Annotated in this window: 21 protein-coding genes; 15 read left to right on the top strand and 6 right to left on the bottom strand. The window is 67.8% G+C overall.

Features of this window, described 5'->3' with window-relative positions:
* Nucleotides 1-1,431, top strand: a complete 1,431-nt coding sequence (locus ASC87_RS05530; RefSeq protein ID WP_056657932.1) for an MATE family efflux transporter — start codon at nt 1-3, stop codon at nt 1,429-1,431.
* A complete protein-coding gene (locus ASC87_RS05525) occupies nt 1,428-1,874 on the top strand; it encodes a MaoC family dehydratase (RefSeq protein ID WP_056657930.1) in 447 nt (148 codons plus the stop codon). Before ASC87_RS05530 ends, ASC87_RS05525 begins: the two co-directional genes overlap by 4 nt.
* Before the next feature lie 19 nt (nt 1,875-1,893).
* Here the strand turns inward: ASC87_RS05525 and ASC87_RS05520 are convergent, their stop codons facing one another.
* Entirely contained in the window at nt 1,894-2,508 is a 615-nt protein-coding gene (locus ASC87_RS05520; RefSeq protein ID WP_056657927.1) for a TetR/AcrR family transcriptional regulator, read from the bottom strand.
* A gap of 374 nt (nt 2,509-2,882) precedes the next feature.
* Between ASC87_RS05520 and ASC87_RS05515 the strand changes: the two genes are divergently transcribed.
* Entirely contained in the window at nt 2,883-3,437 is a 555-nt protein-coding gene (locus ASC87_RS05515) for a GAF domain-containing protein (protein ID WP_056657924.1), read from the top strand.
* A gap of 3 nt (nt 3,438-3,440) precedes the next feature.
* On the opposite strand, the gene ASC87_RS05510 is transcribed toward ASC87_RS05515, so the two are convergent.
* Entirely contained in the window at nt 3,441-3,839 is a 399-nt protein-coding gene (locus tag ASC87_RS05510; RefSeq protein WP_056658128.1) for a carboxymuconolactone decarboxylase family protein, read from the bottom strand.
* Nucleotides 3,840-3,934: 95 nt separating this feature from the next.
* Here ASC87_RS05510 and ASC87_RS05505 point away from each other — a divergent pair, with 95 nt between their 5' ends.
* The 6 genes from ASC87_RS05505 (at nt 3,935) to ASC87_RS05480 (ending at nt 10,799) form a co-directional block, all read left to right on the top strand.
* Nucleotides 3,935-4,969, top strand: coding sequence for a LacI family DNA-binding transcriptional regulator (locus tag ASC87_RS05505; RefSeq protein ID WP_056657921.1), 1,035 nt, complete (start codon nt 3,935-3,937; stop codon nt 4,967-4,969).
* 12 nt (nt 4,970-4,981) lie between these two features.
* Nucleotides 4,982-6,037, top strand: a complete 1,056-nt coding sequence (locus ASC87_RS05500; RefSeq protein WP_056657918.1) for a sugar phosphate isomerase/epimerase — start codon at nt 4,982-4,984, stop codon at nt 6,035-6,037.
* An 89-nt stretch (nt 6,038-6,126) separates the two neighbouring features.
* Entirely contained in the window at nt 6,127-7,296 is a 1,170-nt protein-coding gene (locus ASC87_RS05495) for a Gfo/Idh/MocA family protein (protein WP_056657915.1), read from the top strand.
* A 1-nt stretch (nt 7,297) separates the two neighbouring features.
* Complete coding sequence (locus ASC87_RS05490) at nt 7,298-8,782, top strand: sugar ABC transporter ATP-binding protein (RefSeq protein ID WP_056657908.1); 1,485 nt, start codon at nt 7,298-7,300, stop codon at nt 8,780-8,782.
* A complete protein-coding gene (locus tag ASC87_RS05485; protein ID WP_056657904.1) occupies nt 8,763-9,776 on the top strand; it encodes an ABC transporter permease in 1,014 nt (337 codons plus the stop codon). The genes ASC87_RS05490 and ASC87_RS05485 overlap by 20 nt, the downstream gene beginning before the upstream one ends.
* Nucleotides 9,777-9,842: 66 nt before the next feature.
* Entirely contained in the window at nt 9,843-10,799 is a 957-nt protein-coding gene (locus ASC87_RS05480) for an ABC transporter substrate-binding protein (protein ID WP_056658125.1), read from the top strand.
* 42 nt (nt 10,800-10,841) lie between these two features.
* On the opposite strand, the gene pcaF is transcribed toward ASC87_RS05480, so the two are convergent.
* The 3 genes from pcaF to ASC87_RS05465 all read right to left on the bottom strand — a co-directional run bounded on the left by pcaF (nt 10,842) and on the right by ASC87_RS05465 (nt 14,684).
* Entirely contained in the window at nt 10,842-12,044 is a 1,203-nt protein-coding gene (gene pcaF / locus ASC87_RS05475; protein ID WP_056657902.1) for a 3-oxoadipyl-CoA thiolase, read from the bottom strand.
* A 10-nt stretch (nt 12,045-12,054) separates the two neighbouring features.
* Complete coding sequence (locus ASC87_RS05470; protein WP_056657898.1) at nt 12,055-13,380, bottom strand: MmgE/PrpD family protein; 1,326 nt, start codon at nt 13,378-13,380, stop codon at nt 12,055-12,057.
* A 416-nt stretch (nt 13,381-13,796) separates the two neighbouring features.
* Nucleotides 13,797-14,684, bottom strand: coding sequence for a LysR family transcriptional regulator (locus ASC87_RS05465; RefSeq protein ID WP_056657895.1), 888 nt, complete (start codon nt 14,682-14,684; stop codon nt 13,797-13,799).
* 98 nt (nt 14,685-14,782) lie between these two features.
* Between ASC87_RS05465 and ASC87_RS05460 the strand changes: the two genes are divergently transcribed.
* The 4 genes from ASC87_RS05460 (at nt 14,783) to ASC87_RS05445 (ending at nt 18,563) form a co-directional block, all read left to right on the top strand.
* Complete coding sequence (locus tag ASC87_RS05460; RefSeq protein WP_056657893.1) at nt 14,783-16,132, top strand: FAD-dependent oxidoreductase; 1,350 nt, start codon at nt 14,783-14,785, stop codon at nt 16,130-16,132.
* A gap of 26 nt (nt 16,133-16,158) precedes the next feature.
* Entirely contained in the window at nt 16,159-17,124 is a 966-nt protein-coding gene (locus ASC87_RS05455; protein WP_056657890.1) for a tripartite tricarboxylate transporter substrate binding protein, read from the top strand.
* 112 nt (nt 17,125-17,236) lie between these two features.
* Nucleotides 17,237-17,548 (top strand): hypothetical protein, encoded by a 312-nt coding sequence (locus ASC87_RS05450; protein WP_235582060.1) that lies wholly within the window; start codon nt 17,237-17,239, stop codon nt 17,546-17,548.
* A 229-nt stretch (nt 17,549-17,777) separates the two neighbouring features.
* Entirely contained in the window at nt 17,778-18,563 is a 786-nt protein-coding gene (locus ASC87_RS05445) for a hypothetical protein (RefSeq protein WP_157603858.1), read from the top strand.
* A gap of 160 nt (nt 18,564-18,723) precedes the next feature.
* On the opposite strand, the gene ASC87_RS05440 is transcribed toward ASC87_RS05445, so the two are convergent.
* Nucleotides 18,724-19,659: a LysR family transcriptional regulator gene (locus ASC87_RS05440; RefSeq protein WP_056657881.1), complete on the bottom strand. Its 936-nt coding sequence runs from the start codon at nt 19,657-19,659 to the stop codon at nt 18,724-18,726.
* 117 nt (nt 19,660-19,776) lie between these two features.
* Here ASC87_RS05440 and ASC87_RS05435 point away from each other — a divergent pair, with 117 nt between their 5' ends.
* Together ASC87_RS05435 and ASC87_RS05430 are read left to right on the top strand one after the other, a co-directional pair.
* Nucleotides 19,777-20,706 carry a dihydrodipicolinate synthase family protein gene (locus tag ASC87_RS05435; RefSeq protein WP_056657878.1) on the top strand — a complete coding sequence of 310 codons (930 nt, stop codon included), beginning with the start codon at nt 19,777-19,779 and terminating at the stop codon, nt 20,704-20,706.
* A gap of 68 nt (nt 20,707-20,774) precedes the next feature.
* Nucleotides 20,775-21,758: a tripartite tricarboxylate transporter substrate binding protein gene (locus ASC87_RS05430; RefSeq protein ID WP_056657876.1), complete on the top strand. Its 984-nt coding sequence runs from the start codon at nt 20,775-20,777 to the stop codon at nt 21,756-21,758.
* The last annotated feature ends 8 nt before the right edge of the window (nt 21,759-21,766 follow it).

Raw genomic sequence — 21,766 nt, 5'->3', positions numbered from 1 at the left:
ATGGGCACCCCCGCCGCCTCCCCTGCCGCGCAGGCGGCCCAGGCCCGCGCCGCGCTGCTGCTGCACGGGCCGGTGGGGCCCACGCTGCTCAAGCTCGCCGCGCCCAACATCGTCGTGATGCTGGCGCAGGCGGCGGCCAACTTCCTCGAGAGCTACTACGTGGGGCTGATCGGGGTCGACGCACTCGCGGGCGCCGCCCTCGTGTTCCCGGTGGTCATGCTGATGCAGATGATGTCGGCGGGGGGGATCGGCGGCGGCATTTCATCGGCCATCGCCCGCGCGCTCGGGGCCGGCGACCACGCACGCGCCGAGGCGCTGGCCCTCCACGCGGTGGTGATCGCCACCGTGTTGGGGCTCGTGTTCACGGCCGCGGCACTGCTGGGCGGGCCGTGGCTGTATGCCGCCATCGGCGGCCAAGGCGGCGCGCTGTCGGCCGCCCTCACCTATTCGAACGCCATCTTCGCGGGCGCCGTGCTGCTGTGGCTGCTGAACGCGTTCGCGAGTGTGTTGCGCGGCAGCGGCAACATGCGCCTGCCGGCGCTGGTGCTGGCCGGGGGGGTGCCGGTGCTGGTGGTGGTGTCGCCGGTGCTGATCTTCGGCGCCGGGCCGCTGCCGGGCCTGGGCATCGCCGGCGCGGGGCTGGCCCTGGTGCTCTACTACGCACTCGGTTGTGTCGTGCTGGGCCGCAGCCTGCTGCGTGGCCACGGCGGCGTGCACCTGCGTTTCCGGCGCCCGCTGCAGCGGGCGCTGTTTGCCGACATCCTCGGGGTGGGCGGCATTGCCATCGTCAACAACTTCAACTCGAACCTGGCTGTCGTGGCGGCCACCACGCTGGTCGCGCCCCTGGGCATTCCGGCACTGGCCGGCTTCGGGCTCGGCATCCGACTGGAGTACCTGCAGGTGCCGCTCGTCTTCGGCTTCGGCACCGGCATGGTCGCGATGATCGGCATGAACGTGGGCGCCGGGCAACTGGCCCGCGCCCGGCAGATCGCCTGGACCGGCGCCCTGATGGCGGCCGCGGCCACGGAACTGGTGGGCCTGGCAGCGGCCGTGTTCCCGCGCGCCTGGCTCGGCCTCTTCACGCACGACACCGCCGCCATCGAGGCGGGTGCGGCATACCTGCGCACGGTGGCGCCGGCCTATGGGCTGTTCGGCCTGGGCCTCGCGCTGTATTTCGCGTCGCAGGGCGCACGGCGGATGGGGTGGTCCACACTGGCCGGGTTCGTGCGGTTGGCGATCATCGTGGTGGCGGGCCACGTGGTGGTGGTCAGAATGGGCGGCGGCCTCGCGGGGCTGCTCGCGGTGCTGGTGGTGGCATTGGCCGCGTTCGCCGCCATCGCCTGCGTGCCATGGATCCGCCGGGTGCACGCCCCGGCATCACCCGGAGCGCCCGCGATGCCCCCTGTCCTGTCTGCTGGAGAAGCCCGATGACCGAACCCCTTTACCTCGACGACATCCGCGCCGGTGACCGTTTCACGTCCGGTGAACACACGCTCGACGAGGCGCAGATCAAGGCGTTTGCCACCCAGTTCGACCCGCAACCGTTCCACCTCGACCACGACGCGGCCCAGGCCACGATCTTCGGCGGCCTCGCGGCCAGCGGATGGCACACGGCGTCCATCACGATGAAGCTGATGGTGACGAGTGGCATGCGCATCGCCGGTGGCATCGTGGGTGCCGGCGGCGAGCTGCAGTGGCCGCGGCCCACCCGCCCGGGCGATGTGTTGCACGTGGAGATCGAGGTGCTCGAGGTGCGGCCGTCGGCGTCACGCCCCGACCGCGGCATGGCCACGGTGCGCAGCGAAACGAAGAACCAGCGCGGCGAGGTGGTTCAGGTGCTCACGTCGAAGATGGTGATTCCTCGCAGGGTGTAGCCCGCCTTCTCAGAGCTTCTCAGCCCACCGTCGTGCGGTACGGCCACAGCAGCCGCGTGTAGGCCGACTCGGCACGTTCGAACGAATGCTCGCTCTTCGAGAGCCGTTGCGCGTACATGAAGCTCATCATGAGGCCGAAGATCTCGAACACGAGTTGTTCGGGATCGGTGTCGGCCCGCAAATGCTGGTGCTGCATGGCCTGGCGGATGGTGCGTTCGAGGGTCTTCTGCCACAGCACGAACCCCTTCACGAGGCGCTCACGCAGCGGCAGGTGGATGGGGTCGACCTCGAAGGTGCAATGGCCGTACATGGAACCGAGCAGCACGTGCATGTCGGCGCCACCACGGATCCACAGGCGCATCAGCATGTCGAGCCGCGGCAGGCCCGGCGGGGCTTCCATGGCCGGCTCGAACACGGTGCGCTTGAAGTAGGCCTCGTATTCGTCGAGCACCATGTTCTTCAGCGCATCGATGGACCCGACCCGGAGCGCAACCCCGCCCTTGCTGATGCCGAGGTCCTTGGCCACGCTGGTCAGCGAGACACTCTGCAGGCCCTGTTTTCGGGCAATGTCGAAGCCTGCGGCTACGATGGCTGCGAGCGTTTGCTCGCTTTTTTCACTGCGTTTTCTTGTCATGGAACCGACACCCGGGGCCTGTACTGCTGAAAGAAGTATAGGACTCGGTCTTCGAAAGCGGCCCCACCTGCTTGCGTGGTTCGCAAGCCCGACAGCCCCATGTTTCGTGATCGGCGCCACGAATCGAAGGCGATCTACCGCCCTGCCTTCACGGACACGGTTGGCCGGTGGAAACCCGGCGGGCACGGAATGAACATCGATTCATGTTTCGTTTGCTGCCGGCCCAGGCGATGGGCTCGACCCCATGCCGCCGCTCCGGCACTCCGGATTCCTCGCATCCGTGCACAGTTGCACGCACTTCGTCGCGCGGCCGGCATCGGTCCGGGCCGCAACTGCCGAAGAACCGGAGGTCCCCATCCGCTGCTGAAAGCCCCGTGCTGACCCTCCGCCCCGATTTCGCCACCCTCTGCCGGCCCATGGCCGCGCGGCTGGCCTGCGGCGAACTCACGCTGCCCGCGTTCCGCGAGGCACTGTGCACGCTGCTTCGCGACAGCTTCGGTGTGTCGCGGGCCAGCTTGTGGGGCTTTGCAGGCGATGGCGACACGCGCAGCCTGCACTGCGTGGGCCTCGCGTCGGCCGGCGCGGCATTCCATGCCGGCGGAGCCGTCCTGCACGCCAGCGAGTTCGGCCTCTACTTCGGGCAGTTGCTCAGCCGCGGCGTGTATGTGGCCCACGACGTCACGCAGGAACCGGCGTTGGCCGGCCTGGCGACCTACTTCGCCCGCACCGGCGTCCGATCGCTGCTCGACACGTCGTTCCAGATCAACGGCCGGCCGTTCGGTGTGGTGTGCCTCGAGGAAACAGGGCGGGTGCGCAACTGGACGGCGCCGGAGGCCGCGGCGCTGCGCCAGGCGGCGTCCACCATCAGCCTGTCGGTCGCCCGCCTCGGACCCACCTTCGACTTTGGCGTGGCGTCCGAGCCGGCCTGAGTGTCACTCGCCGTCGAAGGCAACGCCCTCGGCGGCCATCCATTCGCCCGCGGCGCGGAACGCCGCCACCGATGCCGGCACCCCCGCGTACGGCGCCACGTGCAGCAGCACCTCGCGCAGCTCGGCGAGCGTGGCGCCGTTGTTCATCGCCCCCCGCAGGTGCCCCTTCAACTCGTTCGTGTGGCCCAGCGCGGCCAGCATCGCCACCGTGCACAGGCTTCGCTGCTTGAGGTCGATGCCGTCGCGCTGCCAGGTGGCGCCCCAGGCGTGTTCGTTGACCAGCGTCTGCAGCGGCGCCGTGAACGCGGTGGCGCCAGCCAGCGCACGGTCGACGAAGGTGTCGCCCATCACCTGGCGGCGGCGGGTTTCACCGGGGGAGCGGGGGCGGGAGGTGTCGGTCATCTCGGTCTCGCTGAAGTGGTTCACCGGAACGATAGCACTAGGGTATCTCCCAGAATACAGGGTGAGGTACGCACCTCATATTGTTGATCTCCACCATGAACCCACCACCCCGCGCCACCCTCAACGACGTCGCCCGCGAAGCCGGCGTCAGCCTTGCCACCGTCGACCGCGTGTTGAACAAGCGGCCGGGCGTGCACGCCCGCACCGTCAACCGCGTGGCCGATGCCGTCTCGCGCCTCGGCTACCGGCCCGACCCGTCGGCCGCACGCCTCGCGCGGCCCCGCCCCCACCGGCTGTGTTTCGTGCTGCCGTCCGGCAACAACAGCTTCATCGCGATGTTGCGCGAGCAGATCGCCGAGAACCACGGCTGGGCCAGTGACCACCGCGTCACGCTCGAGATCGTCGAGGTCGATGTCTTCGAACCCGGCGAACTCGCCGAACGCCTGCTGGGCCTGAAGGGCAGTTGCGACACCGCCGTGGTGATGGCCCTCGACCACCCGCTCGTGCGCGCCGCCATCGACGAGCTGGCCGACGCCGAAATCGGCGTCGTCACGCTCGTGTCCGACGTGCCGTCGTCGCGCCGCCACCGCTTCGTGGGCATCGACAACGTGGCCGCCGGCCGCACCGCGGCCACGCTGGTGGGCCGTTTCCTCGCCGGCCGGCCCGGCCAGGTGGGGGTGCTCGTGGGCAGCCTGTCGCTGCGCGACCACGCCGAGCGCTGGTTCGGCTTCGGCCAGGTGATGGCCGCCGAGTATCCGGGCCTGAAGGTGCTGCCGCCGGTCGAAGGCAAGGACAACTCGGCGCTCACCGAACCGCTGGTGGCCGAGCTGCTGGCCCAGCACCCGCAGCTCATCGGCCTCTACAGCATCGGTGCCGGCAACCGCGGCATCGCCGCCGCGCTGCGCGAAGCCGGAAGGGGCCACGACGTGGTGTTCGTGGGGCACGAACTCACCCCCCATGCGCGCCGCGACCTGCTTGCCGGCACGATGGACGCGGTGATCAACCAGGACGCCGGCCACGAGGTGCGCTCGGCGTTGCGCCAGGCGCTCTCCAGGCTCACCCGCGAGCCGGTGGTCAGCGACCAGGAACGCATCCGGATCGACATCTATGTGAAGGACAACCTGCCCTAGGAGGACATCGACATGGCCACCACCTTGAAGGGCCCGGGCGTCTACCTCGCCCAATTCGCCGGCGACACGGCACCGTTCGACTCGTGGGCGGCCATCACCCGATGGGCCGGGCAGAAAGGCTTCAAGGGGGTGCAGATTCCCTCGTGGGATGCGCGCATCTTCGACCTGCAGCGCGCGGCCGAGTCGAAGACCTACTGCGACGAGGTGGCCGGCGTGGCGCGCGAGAACGGCGTGGCCATCACCGAACTGGGCACCCACCTGCAAGGCCAGCTGGTGGCCGTTCACCCGGCCTACGACGAGGCATTCGACAGCTTCGCGCCCGACGCCGTGAAGGGCAACCCCGCGGCCCGGAAGGCCTGGGCGGTGGCGCAGATGCTGCTGTCGGCCAAGGCCTCGTTGAACCTGGGGCTCACCAGCAACGTGAGTTTTCCGGGCGCGCTGGCCTGGCCCTACCTGTACCCGTGGCCGCAGCGGCCGGCCGGGTTGATCGACACCGCGTTCGACGAACTGGCCCGGCGCTGGCGCCCCATCCTCGATGCATTCGACGAGGCGAACTGCCACGTGTGTTTCGAACTGCACCCCGGCGAGGACCTGTTCGACGGCACCACGTTCGAGATGTTCCTCGACAAGGTGGACCAGCACCCGCGCTGCTGCATCAACTACGACCCGTCGCACTTCGTGCTGCAGCAGCTCGACTACCTCGCGTTCATCGACATCTACCACTCGCGCATCAAGGCGCTGCACATCAAGGACGCCGAGTTCCGGCCCACCGGGCGACAGGGCGTGTACTCGGGTTACGCCCCCTGGGTGGACCGCGCCGGCCGCTTCCGTTCGCTGGGTGACGGCCAGGTGGACTTCGGCGCCATCTTCTCCAAGATGGCGCGGCACAACTACCCCGGCTGGGCGGTGCTCGAATGGGAGTGCTGCCTGAAGCACCCGGAAGACGGTGCGGCCGAGGGCGCTGCGTTCATCCGCGACCACATCATCCGCGTCACCGACAAGGCGTTCGACGACTTCGCTGGCGCGAAGCCGGATCCGGCGCAGCTGCGCCGCATGCTCGGGCTCTGAGACACCGGCCCCGCGCGGATTCGCGTTTGTCCCGAGTCCGTTACCTCCCGCCGCGCGTAGATTCGCCACTCGACTGCAATCGGTTCCACATGGCTGACACACCCACTCCGTTCCCGCCCCGCATCCGCCTCGGCATGGTGGGCGGCGGCGAAGGCGCCTTCATCGGCGCCGTGCACCGCATCGCCGCACGGCTCGATGACCATTACACGCTGGTGGCCGGCGCCCTGTCGTCCACCGCCGACAAATCGCTGCGGTCGGGCGCGGCCATCGGGTTGGACCGCGTGTACCCCGACTACGTCACCATGGCCCGCGAGGAAGCCGGCCGGCCCGACGGCATCGAGGCCGTGGCCATCGTCACGCCGAACGACCAGCACGCCCCGGCCGCCGAGGCCTTCCTCAAGGCCGGCATCCACGTCATCTGCGACAAACCCGTCACCACCACGCTGAAGGATGCGAAGCGGCTGAAGGCCCTGGCGCAGAAGCACGGCCGCATCTTCGCGGTGACCCACAACTACACCGGCTACCCGATGGTGCGCCATGCACGCCGGCTGGTGGCCGATGGCGCGCTGGGCGCGCTGCGCATCGTGCAGGTCGAGTACGCGCAGGACTGGCTCACGCAGCGGCTGGAGGCCACCGGGCAGAAGCAGGCCGGCTGGCGGTCCGATCCGAAACGCTCGGGCGCGGGCGGTTGCATCGGCGACATCGGCACGCACGCGTACAACCTCGCCCACTTCATCACCGGGCTCACGGTCGAGTCCCTCAGCGCCGAGGTCACGTCGTTCGTGAAAGGGCGTGTGCTCGACGACAACGTGCAGGTGATGTTGCGCTACGCCGGGGGCGCCCGCGGCTCGCTGTGGGCGAGCCAGGTGGCCCCGGGCCACGAGAACGGCCTGCGCATCCGGGTGTATGGCGACAAGGCCGGGCTCGAATGGCAGCAGGAACACCCGAACCAGCTGCGCTTCGCGCCGTTCGGCCAGCCGCCGCAGATGCTCTCGCGCGGCACCGCCTCGGCCAGCGCCGACGCGGCGCGCGTGACCCGCGTGCCATCGGGCCACCCCGAGGGCTACCTCGAGGGGTTCGCCACGATCTACAGCGAGATCGCCGCGGCCATCCGCGCGGCGCGGCCGGGCAAGAAGAACCGCCTCGACAAGGCCGTCACGTTCCCCACCATCGACGACGGCATCCTGGGCATGGTGTTCATCGAGACGGCGCTGAAGTCGTCGGCGAAGGATGGCCGCTGGGTGGCGGTGAAAGCATGACATGAGCCTGCGCGTGCGGTTCACCGGCATCGTGAAGGACTTCGGTCCGGTGCGGGTGCTGCACGGCGTGAGCTTCTCGCTCGAACCCGGCCACGTGTACGGCCTGCTCGGTGAAAACGGCGCGGGCAAGTCCACGCTGATGAAGATCCTGTCGGGCTACGAGCGTGCCAGCGGCGGCGAACTGGCGGTGGGCGACACGCCATGCCATTTCGCGGACTCGCGCGCCGCCGAGGCGGCCGGCATCGTGCTGATCCACCAGGAGTTCAACCTCGCCGACGACCTGACGGTAGCGCAGAACATCTTCCTCGGCCACGAGCGGCACCGCGGTGGCTGGCTGGACGACCGGGCCATGCGCGCGGCGGCGCGCGACGTGCTCGCCCAGGTGGGCCTGGATCTCTCGCCCGACACCCGCACGCGCGACCTGATCGTGGCCGAGAAACAGCTCGTGGAGATCGCGAAGGCGCTGTCGCGCCACGCCCGCTTGCTGGTGATGGACGAACCCACGGCCACGCTGACACCGTCCGAGACGGAGCGGCTCTTCGGCCTGATCCGCCAGCTGCGTGCGGCGGGCACCACCATCGTCTACATCTCGCACAAGCTCGACGAGGTGGAACGCATCACCGACGAGGTGCTGGTGATGCGCGACGGCCGATTCGTCACGCGTGCGCCCACGTCGTCGCTGACCCGCCAGCAGATGGCCAACCTGATGGTGGGCCGCGACCTCACCGACATGTTCCCGCCGCGCCATGCGGTGCCCGATGGCCCGCCGCTGCTGCGCGTGCGCGGGCTCACGGTGCCCGGCTGGGCGCACGGCGTCGACTTCGACGTGCGGGCCGGCGAGGTGCTCGGTTTCGCGGGACTGGTGGGCGCGGGGCGCACGGAACTCTTCGAAGGCCTGCTGGGGCTGCGACCGCGCACGGCCGGCACGGTGGAACTCGCAGGCCACGCCGTGGTGTTCCACAACCCGCGCCAGGCTGCCGCACACGGCCTCACCTACCTCAGCGAGGACCGCAAGGGCAAGGGCCTGCACATGCGCCTGTCGCTGTCGCACAACCTGACGCTGATGGACCTCGACCGCCACGCGCGCCCGTGGCTCGACCCGGCCTCCGAACGCCGCGCGCTCGACCGGGCCATCACCGACCACGGCATCCGCACGCGCAACCCGCAGGCCCCCGCATCGAGCCTGTCGGGGGGCAACCAGCAGAAGCTCGCCATCGCGAAGGTGCTGCAACCCGACCCGCGGGTGGTGGTGCTCGACGAACCCACGCGCGGCGTGGACGTGGGCGCGAAGCGGGACATCTACTTCCTCATCCAGCGGCTTGCGGCGCAAGGGCGTGGGGTGGTGGTGGTGTCGTCGGAACTGATCGAGCTGATCGGCCTGTGCCACCGCGTCGTGGTGATGCGGGCCGGCCGGGTGATGACCACGCTTGACGCCGGCCACCTGACCGAAGAGGAGTTGATCGCCCATGCCACAGGCACCCACTAGCGTGGCCGCGCAGGCCACCACGCCGGCCCGCGAACCCTCGTGGCGCCGGCACGTGCTCGACCTGGGTCCGCTGCTCGGCCTCGTGCTGCTGTGCATCGCCGGCACACTGCTCAACGGCGACTTCGCCACCTGGGACAACGCCATGAACGTGCTCACCCGCACGGCGTTCATCGGCATCATCGCGGTGGGCATGTGTTTCGTGATCACCGCGGGGGGCATCGACCTGTCGGTGGGGTCGATGGCCGCACTCATCGCCGGCAGCATGATCCTGCTGATGAACGGGCTGATCCCGCACGTGGCCTCGCCCATCGCCATCGTGGGCCTCGGCATGCTGGCCGCGGTGGCGCTGGGTTCCGTGTTCGGCTGGGCCCACGGCATCCTGATCACGAAGGGCCGCATCGAACCTTTCATCGTGACGCTGGGCACGCTGGGCATCTTCCGCGCCTTCCTCACCTACTTCGCCAACGGCGGCGCGCTCACGCTCGACGGCAAACTCTCCGAGGTGTACAGCCCCGTCTACTACGGCAGCTGGCTCGGCATCCCGCTGCCCATCTGGGTGTTCGCGGCCGTCGCGGTGGCCGGCATCGCCGTGCTCAACCGCACGCGCTACGGCCGCTATGTGCAGGCCATCGGATCGAACGAGCAGGTGGCCCGCTATGCGGCGGTCGCGGTAGACCGCGTGAAGATCCTGACCTACGTGCTGCTCGGTGTGTGCGTGGGCATCGCCACGCTGCTGTACGTGCCGCGACTCGGGTCGGCGTCGCCCACCACGGGTTTGCTGTGGGAACTCGAGGCCATTGCCGCGGTGATCGTGGGCGGCACCGCGCTCAAGGGTGGCGAGGGCCGCGTCGTGGGCACCGTGGTGGGTGCGGTGCTGCTGTCGGTGATCAGCAACATCCTGAACCTGACCAACATCATCAGCGTGTACCTCAACGCCGCCGTGCAGGGCATCGTGATCATCGCGGTGGCCTTCCTGCAGCGCGGGCGCCGATGAATCCAGTCGCCTGAACCCACTGCGGCCGGGGCCTGGCCGCGAACCTCCGAGGAGAACGAAGTGAACGTGAAATTCCTTCCCCGCGCCGCCCTCGTCCTGGCGGGCCTGCTCACCGCCGCCGGCTGCTTCGCCCAAGCCAACCCGAAACCCGTGATGGGGGTGTCCATCCCCTCCGCCACCCACGGCTGGGCCGGGGGGGTGGTCTACTGGGCCAACCGCACGAAGGCCGAACTCGAGAAGGAGTTCCCCGGCATCAAGGTGATCGTGAAGACCGCCGGCTCCGCGAGCGAACAGGCCAACCAGGTGCAGGACCTGCAGACGGTCAACAAGATCGACACGCTCGTGATCCTGCCCTTCGAGTCGGCACCGCTCACGCAACCCGTGGCGCAGGTGAAGAACAAGGGCGTGTTCGTCACGGTGGTGGACCGCGGGCTGACCGACACCTCCGCGCAGAACGCCTACGTGGCCGGTGACAACCCCGGCTTCGGCAAGGTGGCCGGCGAGTACGTGGCCAAGGCCCTCGGCGGCAAGGGCAACGTCGTGATCCTGCGGGGCATCCCCACCGTGATCGACAACCAGCGGGTCGACGCGTTCAATGCGGTGATGAAGGCGAACCCGGGCATCCAGGTGCTCGACGCCAAACACGGCAACTGGAACCGCGACGACGCGTTCAAGGTGATGCAGGACTACCTGACCCGCTTCAAGCAGATCGACGCGGTGTGGGCGTCCGACGACGACATGGCCGTGGGCGTGCAGAAGGCCATCGAACAGGCCAGGCGCACCGACATCAAGCTGGTGCTCGGCGGCGCCGGCTCGAAGGAGTACGTGAAGAAGGTGATGGACGGCGACAAGGTAGTCACGGCCGACGTGACGTACTCCCCGCGCATGATCGCCGACGCGATGCGCATGACCGCGACGTCACGCGTGAAGGGCAACCCGATGCCGGCCACCACCATCCTGCCGTCGGAGCTGATCACGAAGGACAACGCGTCGAAGTACTACTTCCCCGATTCGCCGTTCTGACACTGGCGGACACCCGGGCGCCGCGGCGCCCTCCCCGTCCAGTCAAACCCGCTCGAGGATCACCGCGACGCCCTGCCCCACGCCGATGCACATCGTGCAGAGCGCGTATCGACCGCCCATGCGGTGCAGTTGGTTCACGGCCGTGGTGGCAAGGCGCGCCCCACTGGCCCCCAGCGGATGGCCCAGGGCGATCGCGCCACCGTTCGGATTCACCCGCGGGTCGTCGTCCGCGAGACCCAGGTCGCGCAGCACGGCCAGGCCTTGCGCGGCGAAGGCTTCGTTGAGCTCGATCAGGTCCATCTGGTCCAGCGACAGACCCGCCAGCGCCAGCGCCCGACGGGTCGCCGGTGCCGGCCCCATGCCCATGATGCGCGGGGGCACGCCGGCCGTGGCCATGGCCACCACCCGTGCACGCGGCGTGATGCCGTGGCGCGCCGCGGCCTTTTCGTCGGCGAGCAGCAGCGCGCAGGCGCCATCGTTGACGCCCGACGAGTTGCCCGCCGTCACGCTCCCGTCTGGCCGCACCACGCCCCGGAGCCTGGCAAGCGCCTCCATCGTGGTCACGCGCGGATGCTCGTCCGTGGCCACGACCGCGGCCTCGCCGTTCTTCCGGGGCACGAGCACGGGTGTGATCTCCGCGCCGAAAAGACCGCTCTTCTGTGCAGCCAAGGCCTTCGTGTGAGAAGCCACCGCCATCCGGTCCTGCGCCTCGCGCCCGATGCCGAACGCCGCGGCCACGTTCTCGGCCGTCTCGGGCATGGCGTCCACGCCATGCGCTTCCTTCATCAACCGGTTGACGAAGCGCCAGCCGATGGTCGTGTCGTAGACGGCGTTGCTGCGGGCGAACGCGCTCTCCGCCTTGGGCATGACGAACGGCGATCGGCTCATGCTCTCGACCCCTCCGGCGATCGCCAATGAGGCTTCGCCACTCCTGATCGCACGCGCTGCGGTGCCCAACGCATCGAGGCCCGAACCGCAAAGCCGGTTGATCGTGCTGCCCGGAACGCCGATCGGGAGGCCCGCCAGGAGGGCTGACATGCGCGCCACGTTGCGATTGTCTTCGCCGGCCTGGTTCGCGCAGCCGAAGATGACGTCGTCGACGGCGCCCCAGTCGACGGTCGTGTTGCGTGCCATGAGCGCGCGGAGGGGGACCGCGCCCAGGTCGTCGGCACGGACCGAGGACAGCGCGCCGCCGTAACGGCCGAACGGCGTTCGGATCGCGTCGCAGATGAAGGCATGGGACATGGGATTCCTCTCAAGGCAGTCGGGCGCAGGTGTCGAGCGACCAGAGTTGCGTGAGCAGCGTTCGGCACGCCGCGTTGCCGAGGGCCGGCCCTGCCAACTCCATCAGCTTGTCGTCCAGGTCCTGGTCGGAGAGCGGGAGTTCGGGATCGCCCTTGCGGTCGGCCTGGCGGTGCACGAAACGCCGGCCGTCTCGCAGCGTCACGTCCACCCGCGCGCCACGGCGGGCCGGGAAGTCCGCATCGACGTCTGCATCGAGCCAACTGCTGATCCGCTGCATCAGGGCGCGGGTGACCGGGTCGTGCACCCGTGCGGGCTCGAAGGCCGCCAGGCGAACGCTGCCATGCACCAACGCCGTGGCCACCATGTAGGGCAGGCTGAAGCGGGCCTGGTCGCCGTCGAGGGGATCGATGTGCGGGGCGATGTCCCGGGTGGCCTGGTAGACGCCCAGGTGGATGCGGTCGATGTCGGCGTGGGTGAAACCGTGGAGGTGCTGCAGCGCTTGCGCACCGTCGACGGCCGGAAACGCATGCCCGCACCCGACATGGTTCTTGAACGTCAGCCGTGTCACGTGGTACTCAGAGCCCAGCGTCGCACCGGCCTGTGACCAGTCCGTTCCTTCGCCCATGGCCCGGCCCAGCCCGGCTTCGCCCTCGAACACATCGAGCGTGCTGCGCATGCCACCCGCTGCCAACTGCGCGGCCAGCAGCCCGGCTTCAGCGGCGCGCCCGGCGTGCAACGCCTTGCCCATGGTTTCGTCGCGGAACGCCTGCTGCAGCCCCGCGGTGAACGTCGCGGCCAGGGCGAGCGCATGGGCGAACCCGGTCTCGTCCAGGCCGAGCAGGCTTCCCGCGGCCGCGGCGGCGCCGAACGTGCCGATGGTGCCGGTGTTGTGCCAGTACCGGTAGTGTGCCCGCCCCATGGTGATGCCGATGCGCGTCGAGATCTCGTAGCCGGTCACCACGGCCCGCAGCAGGTCCGCCCCGGAGGCGCCGGCGCACTGGCCCGCCGCGAGCGCCGCGGCGATCGTCGCGGCGCCCGGGTGGTACATGGCCTCGCGGAAGCTGTCGTCGAGCTCCGCCGCGTGGGCGGCCGTGCCGTTGATCAGCGCCGCAGCCCGGGGCAAGGCAGCTCGGCCGTCGGCGAGCCGTGACGGACCGCGGTCCAGGTCGTCGGCCAGGACCGTTGCCAGCACCTGCACCGTGCGTGTCTTCAGGCCGGGGTGCACGGCGGCGTGCCAGTCGACCAGTGCCCGCTTGGCGTGGTGCTGGACGTCCGGCGGAAGTGCCTGCGACTTGATGTCCGCTGCAAAGCGGGCAAAGATTTCGGTGATCCGCATTTCAGCGCTCCGCCTCGAGCAGCACGCACGCGTCCCCGCGCACCGCGCCAGCACCGCTCAGGCCAATTCCGCAGCCAGGCGGCTCACGGCTGCAGGCTGCACGCGGGCATGCCCGTCACGGGGTTGCCCCGCCGGTGCCCGGCAGCGGCACACGCCGCAGCACGTCGTCGCAAGGCGCGAGGTCCAGGAAGGCGGTGACCTCGACGGCCTTTAGTCCGTCACAGTTCAGCCGCGACTACGCGCGCATCTTCGGTGCGCCGCCGGCCAGGCATGCGAGCCTGCTGCGCACTGTCGCTGTCCCACAGGCTGCTGCTCACGCCACGGAAGGACGTTGACGGCGCTTTGCAGCGGTTGGAGAAGCTGGAGGTGTCTGATCGGCGACCGTCAGGCGAGCCGCGCAACTGCCTGGAGGCGCATCAATTTTCCAGGAACAGGTCAGAGATCACCGATCGCAACCACCGGTTTGCCGGGTCCTGCTGGTACCGCTCATGCCAGTGCTGCTTGATGGCAAAGCTGGGGAACTCGAACGGCGGTGGGAAGACCTTGACGTCGGCAATCCGCAGCAAGGTGTCCGCCACGCGCTGCGGTACCGTGATCATCATGTCGGTGCTGGCGACGAGGCCTCCGATGCCGAGGAAGTTCGGCAGTCGCAAGACGACCTTTCGGTGGACCCCGAGGCGTTCGAGTTCTCGCTCGACCAGCTCATGTCCGGTGCCGGCAGTAGGCACGAGGGCGTGTCGTTCGCGCCTGAATGCCATCTGCGTGAGACGTGAACGAACACGCGGGTGCTCCCGCTGCACCACGCAGGCGAAGTTCTGGTCGAACAACTTCTGCTGATAAAAGCCCGCCTCCAGCGCCGGCATGTAGCCCACCGCCAGGTCGGCATCGCCGGACTCCAGCATCCTCGCCGTCTCGTTCGAGATGTGCGTGATCTCGATCTGGATATTCGGCGCAACTTCGCTCACGCGGGTCATCAGCGCCGGCAGGAGCGCAATGTGCGTGATGTCGGTCATGCAGATGCGAAACGTCCGGGCTGCCTTTTCCGCGTCGAACACCGCCTGCTGCCTGGTGACGATGCGCAGCAGTTCGATCGCTTGGCGCACCTGGTCAACAAGGGCAGTCGCGTGGGGTGTCGGCTGCATGCCGTCCGAGGTGCGAACGAAGAGCGGATCACCGAAGTGGCGCCGGAGGCGCGCCAGCGCGATGCTGACCGACGACTGGCGCATCCCCAGGTTCTCACCGGCGCGCGAGACATTGCGCGTCTTGTAGACCTCGTCGAACACCTGCAGCAATTTCAGATCCATTATTTAGATTCCCGCTTTCTGCCATTGACAGCATGCCATGGACGAAATACTGCCTGCTGCCTACGATTCATGCAACCGACAACCACCCGGAGCCCCGCATGAGTCCTTCCACCCTTCATGAGCCCGCGCGAGAGACGCCCGTGTTCGGCCGCTTCGATGTGGTCGTACTGGGCGGAGGTCCGGCCGGCATCGCGGCTGCGGCCGCGTCTGCGCAGGCGGGAAGCCGCACCCTGCTGATCGAGCACTACGGCTTCCTCGGCGGCATGGGCACGGCCGCAGGCGTCACCAACTTCTGCGGATTGCACGCCAACGTCCACGGCAAGATCCAGCAGGTCGTGCACGGGGTGGCCGACCAGCTGCTGCAGCGCATGCGCTCGCTCGGCGGGCTGAACGAGCCACACGTCATCTTCGGTGGCAGGATCGCCGCGCAAGCGTATGACAACGCCGCCTTCAAGGTGGCCGCCGATGGGCTGGTGACGGAGAGCGGCGCGCAGCTGTTGTTCCATGCCCGGGCGTGCGGTGTGATCATGCGGTCACCCCGCGAGATCGAGGCGATCCTGATCGAGACGAAGTCCGGCCGGCATGCCGTGGTCGGCAAGGTCTACATCGACTGTTCCGGCGACGGCGACCTGGCCGCCCAGGCCGGCGCACCGTTCGAGAAGGGCACTGATGGCCACAGCATGCTGTATCCGTCGACGATGTTCCGCGTCAACGGCGTCGACCCCGAGCGTGCCGGCGACGCCTGGAACCACTTCGGTCGCTGGATGGAGGAGGCCGAGCGCGGCGGGCGCAAGTTCCCGCGCAAGACGCCGATCATCCGGCCGCAGAAGAACCCGATGGAGTGGCGCGCCAACGTCACGCAGCTGGCCAATCCGGACGGCTCACCGGTCGACTGCACCGACGCCGTGCAGCTGAGCGCGGCCGAAGTCGAAGGGCGGCGCCAGATCGTCGACTTCTTCCAGTTCCTGCGCGAATCGGCGCCGGGCTTCGAGCAAGCCTACATCCTCGAGATCGCGCCGCAGGTCGGCGTGCGTGAGACGCGGCGCGTGCTCGGTGGCTATCAGTTGACCGAAGCGGACGTGCTCGAGTGCGCCAGCTTCGACGACACGATCGGCGTGAACGGCTGGATGGTAGAGGCCCATGTGGCCGGCGACATCGCGTTCAAGTGGCAGGACATCCCGAACGTGCGCGGCTTCAATCACCTGCCTTATCGAATGGTCGTGGCCCTGGGGATCGACAACCTGCTGGTCGCGGGTCGCTGTGCATCGATGACCCACATGGGCCAGTCGGCTGCACGGGTGTCCGGCGCCTGCTTCGTGATGGGACAGGCCGCCGGCACCGCTGCCGCCCTGTCGCTTGCCGCCGGTGTGCATCCGCGTGAACTGGATGTTGCCCATCTGCAGCGCCGGCTCGAACACGACGGCGCCTACCTGGGCCGCGACGCCTGACCCCATTCAACATCAAGGAGACTCCGATGAAACTCAATCCGCTGACGACGCTGTGCCTGTTCGCCGCTATCACCAGCAGTGCCATGGCCCAGGAGTGGCCGACGAAGCCGGTCAAGATCGTCGTGCCCTTCGCGCCGGCGTCCACGCCGGACACGCTGGCCCGGGTGTTGGCGCAGAAACTGCAGGCGCGGTTGAAGCTGCCGTTCACTGTCGAGAACAAGCAAGGCGCCGGCGGCATGATGGGCACGGACGCCATCGCCAAGGCGGCGCCGGATGGTTACACGCTTGGGGTCAGCATCGTGGGGCCGCTTGTCAACAACAAGCACCTCTACAAGAAGATGCCGTACGACCCGGCACGCGATCTGGCGCCAATCATGATCGCCGTGACGCAGCCCAGCGTCCTGGTCGTCAAGAGTGAAATGCCGGCGAACAACCTGGCCCAGCTGGTGACCGAACTGAAGAAGCGGCCGGGCAAGTTCAACTACGCATCCATCGGCAACGGCTCGCTGTCGCACCTGACGATGGAGCTGATCGCGCAGAAGAGCGGCACCGAGATCGTCCACGTGCCGTATGCCGGTTCCAGCCAGGCGGTGCTGGCCTTGATGGCCGGTGATGCCGACATCGCCTGTCTGCCGGCTCTGGCCGTGCTGCCGCAGGTCAAGAATGGAAAGATCCGCATCCTCGGTGCCAGCACGGCCAAACGATCGAGCCTGCTGCCGGACGTGCCCACGTTGAACGAGCAAGGCTTGGCGGATGTTGATGCAGGCGCATGGATCGGCGTGGTGGCGCCCGCGGCGACGCCCAAGGCCTTGCAGCAGCGCATGCACAAGGAGATCGCGGCTGTTCTCCAGGAGCCGGATGTCGTGCAGGCACTGCGCGCCCAGATGATGGAAGTCGTCGGTGGATCATCTGAGGCCTTCGTTGCGTTCATGCGTGAGGAAGACGAACGCTGGGCGCCGGTCATCGTCAAGAACAAGATCGCGCTGGACTGAACGTCCGCTTCGTTCGTCGGCGAAGGTCGCGTGGGGCTCTACCTGTCTTTCGCCAAGGTGTGCTTTGGGGTTGCCCATTCGCCAAGCGGCCGCCCAGCAAGACAAGCAGGATATGAAACCGTTGCGTCCATGGAAGGAAGTTTTGAAGGACTGGCTGCCGGAGCTTGCAGCGAAGCTCAATCGGCCCGAGACCGAGATACTGAATCGGGGTCTTGGCGCCTCGGACTTCTCGTCGATGAGGTCGGTCGAGGTGCGCTTCCCGTTTGGGTTGACGCATCGATTCACGTTCGCGTTTGCCGTCGTTCGGCCGCCTACAGGCGAAGCGGCGGTCTTCTCCGAGCATGCCGGCTATATCGAATTCCAGCTGGTCGACGACTGCGTGGTTGCGGAGATCCACGAAGACATCTATCGCCACGAAGCATGAACGCCATCGCCGGGCTCGCGTGCGAAAGTCTACGACCGGCCAGGAGGAGTCGTATGAAGAGCATGATGGATACCGGACAGTCGGGTGCGGGAGGCATCTCATCAGTCGCGCGCGCCGTCAGCGTCCGGTGATCGAATGCTTTTGGATGGGGCGCAAATTTCGCAGGACCGATGGCGTTGCCCTGAGGTGGTTTGCGTACCATGACGGGAATAGCTGACCATCGTCTCAAGTGATTTCCCATTCCTCGCGATCATCTCTCTCCGCCGCGGTCGACGAGGCATACCTCGTGTTCGCTCGTCATGCAAATCCTCAGCGTCCGTTGGACGTTTGCCTGGCGTGCTGTGTCTCCGAGGACGTCGAGCATCAGCTGCGCCAGTGGCCATTGAAGCGCCTCCCCGCCAAGCACTTCTACGAGTACAACTGCTCGGCCAAGAGCGAAGTTCAGTCTGCGCACGAAGTTGGTTACTTCCTTCCGCGCATGCTGGAGTTGCTGGCTGACCGCGAAGAGATTCATCACTCAATCGAGATCTCCCTGGATCGGCTCGGCAGATGCCCCCAACACTGCTGGACGCAGGAAGAGCAGGCCATCCTCGATCGTTTCGCACTGGCCTACTTTGATGTCATCTTGCGTGGGGGACCACTCGGTGAGAGCCATCGCCTACTGCACGACGATCCGCTATGCGTGCTGCTGATGCTCGATGTCGGCGGATTCGCCATCGAACCACTGATGGAGCACTGGCTGCAGTGCGAGCATCCACATGCCACGGTGCAGTTCGTGCGGACGACCTACTGGGACTTCTGGGAGCACTTCGACTACAGCAATGCCTTTGCTGGGGACCGCCCGGAATTCCGCCGCAAGGTGCGGGAATGGCTCATGGCGCCCGAGCATCGGAAGCGATTTGCGACCAAGATGGTATCGCCAGAGTTTCTCGCCCTGGCGGAAAGCGAAGGGCCAGTCGGTCACACCTCGTTCGGCACGATGGTGGAGGGTGTGTTCGAGCAGTTGGTGCAGTAGGAGCGCTATTTGCCGGTAAGGGCGACTCGGCTCAGTCGTTTGAGCGTCGGCTATCGCGGCCCCATTTCGCCGCCTTGTACAGCCGCTCTGGGTCGCAGGAGCCGCTCCTACGACCAGCTTGAGCGACCGGGGATGAGCAGCGAAGACACCCCGGGCCAAACTACCTTCCCGCCAAGTCGGCCGCCGGCCCCGCCAGTTGATGCCCCCATGATTCAACCAACCGCTCGATCGCTTCCGCGACGACGCGGCTCGCGGGCGACTGCTTGCCGTGTTTCGGCAGCGCCAGGGTGACGTGCCGGGTCAGGTCGGGCCGCACCAGGCGACTCGCCTGCAGCCTGCCGGCCTGCAACTCGGCCATGACGGAGAAGGGGCCGAGGATGGAATAGAGCTGCGGTGTCCTGGCCACCAGTTCCTTCTGCACTGTCAGCGAATCGGCTTCGGCTGCTGCCTCCAACTTGAACGCAAGGCTGCGTGCTGTCTCTTCGAGCGCGTTTCGCCAATGGCTCGGCCGCCGGGGCAACACGAGCTGCAGCCCTTCCAGCCGGGAGAAGTCGAGCGTGGGTTTGAGTGTCAGTTCATCGCCTGGGGCCGACACCAGGTAGGTGTGTGCAACGCACAGATGTCGTTCGTCTCCACCACTCGGTCGACGGAATCGGAAAAGGATCGCCATGTCGACGGCGCCGCCGTCGAGCATGGCGTCGAGTTCGGTTCCTTGCCCCTCGGCGATGCTCAGGCGGATGCCGGGGTGATGTGACCGCAGGTGCTCGAACAGGCTGGTCATCAGGGGATGTGCGGCGGAAGGGATGATGCCCACCCGCACCTCGCCAAGCACCTGCCCGGACTCGGCGCGAAGCTCCTCGCCCAGCCGTTCGGTTTCCTGCAGCCAGGGCCGCAGGCGGGCGAATGCGCGCTCCCCCAGCTCGGTGAGAACGACCCCGCGGCCCGTCCGCCGGAACAGCAGCCCCCCACAGTCGTTCTCGAAATCCGCAACCTGCCGGCTGATGTGGGACTGGGCCGTCTGCCGGCGCGCCGCCACCTTGTTGAGGCTCCCTGCCTCAGCAACCTCCAGGAACACGCGAACACTGTTGACGTTCATGATGGCTCCCGAGGCCTGCCAAATTCGGCAACTCTGAAAGCTGCGAATTCTATCTACCCGCAGAGGCGGACGCTTCCTAAAGTGTCATCACCTTCACCGCTCACCCAGGAGATGACCATGAGCAACACGACCCTTGACCTGCGCGGCCTCGTTCCCGCCCCCGTGACCCCCTTTACCCCCGAAGGCGCTGTCGACTACCCCGCGATCCAACGCCTGGGCAAGTGGCTCGGCAGCGTCGACGGCGTCAAGGGACTGACGGTGCTCGGTCACGCCGGCGAGGGCACGTTCCTCGAGCGCGACGAGCAAAGCAAGGTCATCGAGGCCTTCCGCGAATCCGTGGGCGGCCGCATCCCGATCATCGCGGGCATCACGCTCGAAGGCACGGAGGTGGCAGCCGAAGAGGCGAAGCGCGCCGTCAAGGCGGGCGCTTCCGCCGGCCTCGTCTATCCGTCGCACGGCTGGCTCCGCTTCGGCTACCAGAAGGGGGCAGCGCAGGACCGCTACCGGGCCATCCACGAAGCCAGCGGCCTGCCGCTGATCCTGTTCCAGTACCCCGACGCCACGAAGGCCACGTACGACCTGGACACGCAGCTCGACATCGCTGCACTGCCGGGTGTGTTCGCCATGAAAAACGGCGTGCGCAACATGAAGCGCTGGGATCGTGAAATCCCGGTGATTCGCAAGGAACGGCCGGACCTGCAGATCCTGACCTGCCACGACGAGTACCTGATGCACACCATGTTCGACGTGGACGGCGCGCTGGTGGGGTATGGCTGCATCGCCCCCGAGCCGCTGGTCGAGATGATCGCCGCAGGCAAGGCGAAGGACTACGCAAGGGTGCGTGCGCTGCACGACCGGCTTTTGCCAGTGACGGCGAACGTGTACCACCGCGGCTCGCACATGGAAGGGACGGTGGCGCTCAAGTGGGCCCTGGTGGCTCGCGGCATCCTCGCGCACGCGACCGTTCGCTCGCCGCTGCTGCCGCTCGTGGATGGCGCCGACCAGGAGATCGCCGCGGCCATGCGCTCCGCCGGGTTGACCAGGTAAATGGGCTGATGCGGGGGACTTCGCCCCCCGCGCCCGGACGGCGCCGACAACCAGAACCTGGAGACACCATGAGCACCCATCGATTGCTGGCCGCCCTTGCCACACTCCTTGCCACACTCCTGGCCATGCCCGCCTGGGCACAACCCGGGACGTTCCCGGAGCGCGACAAGCAGCTTCGCATCGTTGTGCCATTCGCCCCGGGCGGTGGGGTGGACAACGCGGCCCGGTTGCTGGGAGAGCAGCTTCGCAAGCAACTCGGCATCCCGGTGATCGTGGACAACAAGGCCGGCGGCAGCGGCACCATCGGCGGCAAGGCCGTGCAGGCGTCGCCTGCCGACGGCTACACACTGCTGTTCTCCGCCGCCACCCACGTACTGGCCAAGCAGGTGCTGAGCAACGCTCCCTACGACCCACAGACCGACTTCGCACCGGTGGCGCGTGTGGGTGAAGCGCCCTTGATGCTGGTGATCTCGCCGCAGTTGCCGCAGCAGAAGCTGTCGGACGTGCTGGCCGCAGCCAGGCAGCAGCCCGACAAATGGACGGCTGCGATTCCCGCCGCCGGCGCGCCGAGTCACCTGGCTGCATTGCTGCTGGCCAGGCAAGGCGGGGTCAGGTTCACGTACGTGCCTTACAAGGGCACGCAGCCGGCCATGATCGATGTCGGGGGTGGGCACGTGAACCTGCTCCTCGACTCGATGATTTCGGTCCTCCCGCTTGCCAAGGCGGGCAAGGTCAGGCCCATCGCGATCACCTCGAAGGCCCGCAGCACGCTCGCCCCCGATGTGCCCACCGTGCAGGAGAGCGGAGTCGCCCAGTTCGCGTATGCGTCCTGGTACGGTGTCTGGGCCCCCAAGGACACCCCGCCTGCCCGAATCGTCTTTCTCAACGCGGCCATCAACGCCGCCGTGGGGGAGATTGCGAAGCGCGGTGCGTTCGCCAGCCTGGGCATCGATCCCGTGACCGAGTCGCCTGAACAGTTCAGGAAGTTCATTGCCGCTGACGTGGCACAGGGCGCGGAACTGCTCAAGAGTTCCGGTTTCAAGCCCGAGTAGCGACGTGC

The organism is Rhizobacter sp. Root1221, assembly GCF_001425785.1.
GTDB lineage: Bacteria > Pseudomonadota > Gammaproteobacteria > Burkholderiales > Burkholderiaceae_C > Rhizobacter.
This window is presented reverse-complemented; position numbering and strand designations above follow the sequence as displayed.

Coding starts and splice junctions, on each gene's coding strand:
- ASC87_RS05490 (WP_056657908.1), top strand. CDS start 7,298: ATGAGCCTGCGCGTGCGGTTCACCGGCATCGTGAAGGACTTCGGTCCG.
- pcaF (WP_056657902.1), bottom strand. CDS start 12,044: ATGTCCCATGCCTTCATCTGCGACGCGATCCGAACGCCGTTCGGCCGT.
- ASC87_RS05510 (WP_056658128.1), bottom strand. CDS start 3,839: ATGACCGACACCTCCCGCCCCCGCTCCCCCGGTGAAACCCGCCGCCGC.
- ASC87_RS05450 (WP_235582060.1), top strand. CDS start 17,237: ATGAAACCGTTGCGTCCATGGAAGGAAGTTTTGAAGGACTGGCTGCCG.
- ASC87_RS05435 (WP_056657878.1), top strand. CDS start 19,777: ATGAGCAACACGACCCTTGACCTGCGCGGCCTCGTTCCCGCCCCCGTG.
- ASC87_RS05465 (WP_056657895.1), bottom strand. CDS start 14,684: ATGGATCTGAAATTGCTGCAGGTGTTCGACGAGGTCTACAAGACGCGC.
- ASC87_RS05430 (WP_056657876.1), top strand. CDS start 20,775: ATGAGCACCCATCGATTGCTGGCCGCCCTTGCCACACTCCTTGCCACA.
- ASC87_RS05505 (WP_056657921.1), top strand. CDS start 3,935: ATGAACCCACCACCCCGCGCCACCCTCAACGACGTCGCCCGCGAAGCC.
- ASC87_RS05520 (WP_056657927.1), bottom strand. CDS start 2,508: ATGACAAGAAAACGCAGTGAAAAAAGCGAGCAAACGCTCGCAGCCATC.
- ASC87_RS05460 (WP_056657893.1), top strand. CDS start 14,783: ATGAGTCCTTCCACCCTTCATGAGCCCGCGCGAGAGACGCCCGTGTTC.
- ASC87_RS05485 (WP_056657904.1), top strand. CDS start 8,763: ATGCCACAGGCACCCACTAGCGTGGCCGCGCAGGCCACCACGCCGGCC.
- ASC87_RS05500 (WP_056657918.1), top strand. CDS start 4,982: ATGGCCACCACCTTGAAGGGCCCGGGCGTCTACCTCGCCCAATTCGCC.
- ASC87_RS05470 (WP_056657898.1), bottom strand. CDS start 13,380: ATGCGGATCACCGAAATCTTTGCCCGCTTTGCAGCGGACATCAAGTCG.
- ASC87_RS05495 (WP_056657915.1), top strand. CDS start 6,127: ATGGCTGACACACCCACTCCGTTCCCGCCCCGCATCCGCCTCGGCATG.
- ASC87_RS05530 (WP_056657932.1), top strand. CDS start 1: ATGGGCACCCCCGCCGCCTCCCCTGCCGCGCAGGCGGCCCAGGCCCGC.
- ASC87_RS05440 (WP_056657881.1), bottom strand. CDS start 19,659: ATGAACGTCAACAGTGTTCGCGTGTTCCTGGAGGTTGCTGAGGCAGGG.
- ASC87_RS05525 (WP_056657930.1), top strand. CDS start 1,428: ATGACCGAACCCCTTTACCTCGACGACATCCGCGCCGGTGACCGTTTC.
- ASC87_RS05455 (WP_056657890.1), top strand. CDS start 16,159: ATGAAACTCAATCCGCTGACGACGCTGTGCCTGTTCGCCGCTATCACC.